The organism is Bacillus sp. FSL R9-9834, assembly GCF_038006905.1.
In the GTDB taxonomy this organism is placed as follows: domain Bacteria; phylum Bacillota; class Bacilli; order Bacillales; family Bacillaceae_G; genus Bacillus_A; species Bacillus_A pacificus.
On sequence record NZ_JBBOWD010000001.1, the window covers coordinates 305001 to 307500 of the forward strand.

Below are 2500 nucleotides of genomic sequence, written 5' to 3' on the forward strand. Positions count from 1 at the left end.
ACGGGGAGGTTTGGCACCTCGATGTCGGCTCATCGCATCCTGGGGCTGTAGTCGGTCCCAAGGGTTGGGCTGTTCGCCCATTAAAGCGGTACGCGAGCTGGGTTCAGAACGTCGTGAGACAGTTCGGTCCCTATCCGTCGTGGGCGTAGGAAATTTGAGAGGAGCTGTCCTTAGTACGAGAGGACCGGGATGGACGCACCGCTGGTGTACCAGTTGTTCTGCCAAGGGCATAGCTGGGTAGCTATGTGCGGAAGGGATAAGTGCTGAAAGCATCTAAGCATGAAGCCCCCCTCAAGATGAGATTTCCCATAGCGTAAGCTAGTAAGATCCCTGAAAGATGATCAGGTTGATAGGTTCGAGGTGGAAGCATGGTGACATGTGGAGCTGACGAATACTAATAGATCGAGGACTTAACCATATAATATGAAGCAATGTTATCTAGTTTTGAAGGAATATGCCTTCATAGTTTGGTGATGATGGCAGAGAGGTCACACCCGTTCCCATACCGAACACGGAAGTTAAGCTCTCTAGCGCCGATGGTAGTTGGGACCTTGTCCCTGTGAGAGTAGGACGTCGCCAAGCAAAAACCTAAGTCGTTTCGACTTAGGTTTTTTTGTGTTTATTTTTATATATCAAATGTCATAATTCATATATTTAGTAATCGTAAAGAGGGAAAAGGATGAAATAGAGACGTTTTAAAGTCAACTACCCCAGTGAGACAAGGCTTTTCAGTGGGGGCTTGAGTTCGAGCGCTAGGTCTTTTCGTCTATTGCTAGACAGTTTGACGCTCTAGCATTCATGCTACCCTACGATTTGTCACGTAACTTACTAATCTATCTACACCTAAATCGTAACTCAAAGCGTTACTCGTAGTCGTGGATGGTTTCTTCATTTGAGAAACGTGCATTTCATATGTATAATGCACCTCAAAGAACCGACCTTTTTGCTTCGGTACAATCTAAATGTAGGAGATTTTTTTGTCTTAAATTTTTCGGCATACGTATTTTAATGGAACCGAATTTTTTCTGAATGCCACATTCATCGGAACTATCCAATGCCTGTTATTATCCACTTTAGGGACTTGATAGATTTCAATGATTCGCTTGTCAGTGGAACGAGAATAATTTGGGAACTTCAGATGCCCTGTGAACTTCTCAGGATTTTTCTTCCATTGTTCCAACGCTTTAAAAAAGCTCTTCACTTCTGCATATAAGGCTCTGCGAATCGCTTGAACAGAGTTTGATTGAACTCCTGGGTAGTTCGTATCGGCTTGCATGGCAGTATCTACTTCTTTTACAGTAACCATCCTATTATTGTTTAAGTAACTTTGTTTCATCGTGTACAAGCCAACATTTCGCAATGCTTTTGAGCTATGTGACATGCGCTGAAGTAAACCCCCACTGATTAAAGTTTCAATTTATACAATGTTTTTTCGTTTTTAAAGGATTTCATTCATCAAAAAATCTATAATTAAGGTAATTAACATATATTTTTGATGGGTGTGGGAGATTATGAAAGAAATATGCATGTTATTAGTAGCTGTTATATTATGGGGAACAGCCATTGCACCAACAAAGTGGGCGTTAGAATCTATTCAGCCATTTACTTTGTTATTTATTCGCCTTTTCTTCGCGGGTGGAATTTGTTTGCTATTTTCATTTAAACAATTAAAAAGATCGGTTGTACATAAACAAGTGCCGTGGAAAAGAATGAGTTTACTATCTTTTACTGGTGTAGCTGGTTACTTTATGTTCACATCCTACGGTATTTCTTTAACAAGTGGATTGCATGTTAGTATTATTGATGCTGCTTTACCGTTAGTTACAATTCTTTTTTCAGCGTTCTTTTTGAAAGAAAAAATTAAGCTTAATTATTGGGTTGGTATTGTACTCGGGGCTATTGGAGTACTTCTTATTACAATCCCATCTAGTAACGGGGATCAAGAAGTATCTTTAATAGGAGATACCCTTATTTTATTAAGCACTTTCTTATTTGCCCTCTATACAGTATTGCTGAAAAGACCAAAACAAGAACAGTATTTATCAAACAAGGTTTTTACAACATTAACTTTAATTATTGGAGCTGTTATTTTATTACCATTTGCAATGGTAGAAACTTTTTACTATGGTTTCCCAGAAATCGAAACATGGAAGACTGGATTTAGTGTAATGTATCTTGTTATAGGGGCAACAATTTTAGCGTATTGGCTTTGGAATAGAGCATTAGAGACAGTCTCGGCATCAGTAAGTGGGTTATATTTAAATGCGTTACCATTAATAAGTATTGTTGCTTCAATTGTTTTATTAGATGAGTCTGTAACTTGGAAGATAGTAATAGGAGGAAGTTTAGTTTTAATAGGGGTAGGATGGGCAGATAAACAAAAAATAAGTAAGTTATTAAAGAGGAATAACTTGAATAGTAAGGAATGCTAAGCAGTATGTTGTATATAGTTTAAATAAAAAACACCTTATATATAGGTGTTTTTTATTTGGAAAGATAA

1 protein-coding gene, 2 rRNA genes and 1 pseudogene (1 of these 4 running past the window's edge) are annotated in these 2500 nt (G+C 38.2%); 3 read left to right on the top strand and 1 reads right to left on the bottom strand.

The features are described from left to right. Together MKY00_RS01665 and rrf are read left to right on the top strand one after the other, a co-directional pair. Window positions 1–418 (top strand): 23S ribosomal RNA (locus MKY00_RS01665); it begins 2505 nt to the left of the window's first position. A gap of 48 nt (window positions 419–466) precedes the next feature. After that, window positions 467–582 (top strand): 5S ribosomal RNA (rrf, locus tag MKY00_RS01670). Between the two features lie 229 nt (window positions 583–811). Here the strand turns inward: rrf and MKY00_RS01675 are convergent. Then, window positions 812–1393, bottom strand: a pseudogene (locus tag MKY00_RS01675) (RNA-guided endonuclease TnpB family protein); the annotation flags it as partial. 118 nt (window positions 1394–1511) lie between these two features. Here MKY00_RS01675 and MKY00_RS01680 point away from each other — a divergent pair. Beyond that, window positions 1512–2432, top strand: a complete 921-nt coding sequence (locus MKY00_RS01680) for a DMT family transporter (RefSeq protein ID WP_000658267.1) — start codon at window positions 1512–1514, stop codon at window positions 2430–2432. The last annotated feature ends 68 nt before the right edge of the window (window positions 2433–2500 follow it).